This is a genomic window from Pontimicrobium sp. MEBiC01747, from assembly GCF_053601635.1.
In genome coordinates this window covers 1-1,220 of sequence record NZ_JBSHNS010000357.1, presented here as the reverse complement: position 1 = coordinate 1,220, position 1,220 = coordinate 1, and the positions used below count along the sequence as shown (strand labels likewise).

1 protein-coding gene and 1 pseudogene are annotated in these 1,220 nt (G+C 33.8%); one reads left to right on the top strand and one right to left on the bottom strand.

Features of this window, described 5'->3' with window-relative positions; translation table 11 throughout:
- Positions 1 to 979, bottom strand: a 979-nt coding sequence (holA, locus tag ACVC2P_RS11495; RefSeq protein ID WP_452598613.1) for a DNA polymerase III subunit delta, incomplete at its 3' end; no start/stop codon positions are given.
- A 115-nt stretch (positions 980 to 1,094) separates the two neighbouring features.
- Here holA and ACVC2P_RS11490 point away from each other — a divergent pair.
- Positions 1,095 to 1,220 (top strand): annotated as a pseudogene (locus ACVC2P_RS11490) (type I restriction enzyme HsdR N-terminal domain-containing protein); the annotation flags it as partial.

The window sequence follows — 1,220 nt, the reverse complement described above, 5'->3', positions numbered from 1 at the left end:
CTTTTAACAAATCTCCTTGCGGTACGGCATTTGCTCCTACCCCTTTACTTTTTACATCAAACTGTCTCAACGTAGCAACAATACCACTAACTTTTCGCATAGGAAAGTTACGTGCCGCTGTTAAATACTCGTTTACAAAATAGGGGTTAACTCGTAATGCAGAAGCTACGCTTCTAGGAGATTTATCTGTCATACCGTGCAATTGTAATAACTGAGAAAAGAAATTAAATAATAACGACACCGTTACTACCATAGGGTTATCCTTAGGGTTATCTGCAAAGTAGTTTATAATTTTAAAGGCTTGCGCATCGTTTCTTGCCCCTATAGCCTTTCTTAACTCAAAATTATTATAATCCTTGCTTATACCTATGTTTTCCTCAATATGCTCTGGAGTTATTTGTGTCTCTTTAGGTAAAACAATTTGTAGTTTTTCTAGCTCATTGTTTATTTTGCTTAAATCTGTCCCCAAAAACTCTACTAACATTTGCGATGCTTTTGGTACTATACTATAGCCTTTTGTAGATAATACACGACGAATCCAATCTGGCACTTGATTTTCGTATAGTTTTTTACTTTCAAAAACAACACCCTTTTTCTTAATGGTTTTATATACAGCCTTACGTTTATCTATGCTTTTATATTTATAGCAAATAACTAAAACGGTTGTGGGTTGCGGATTGTCTGCATACGCAGCCAGTTTATCTATGGTTCGTGCTAAATCTTGAGCTTCCTTAACAATAACCACCTGTCGTTCTGCCATCATAGGAAAACGTTTTGCGTTACCAACAATGTCTTCTGTAGTAACATCTCTTCCATACAACACCATTTGGTTAAAGCCTTTTTCCTCTTCTGCCAAAACAGTATCTTCAATAAAATCTGAAATTTTATCTATATAATAGGCCTCTTCTCCCATTAGTAAGTAAATGGGTTTAAGGTTTTTGTTCTTTATATCGGTTACCAGTTGTTTTACTTCGTCCAAAATATATTCTGTATTTTATACATGTTATGCGCTAACACATACGTGTCTTGAGTGCTTTAAGTAAATTTTAAACTTAAAAGTCTTGCAAATGACTTTATAATTATAAATTTGTACTGTGCAAGAATTAAACTTTCCTACATATTCGTTTCGCTTCAAAAATAGCGAAAATAAAGTATCTATTTTCGACACTATTCGTAAAAAATTTGTGATTTTACAACCAGAAGAATGGGTAAGGCAACAT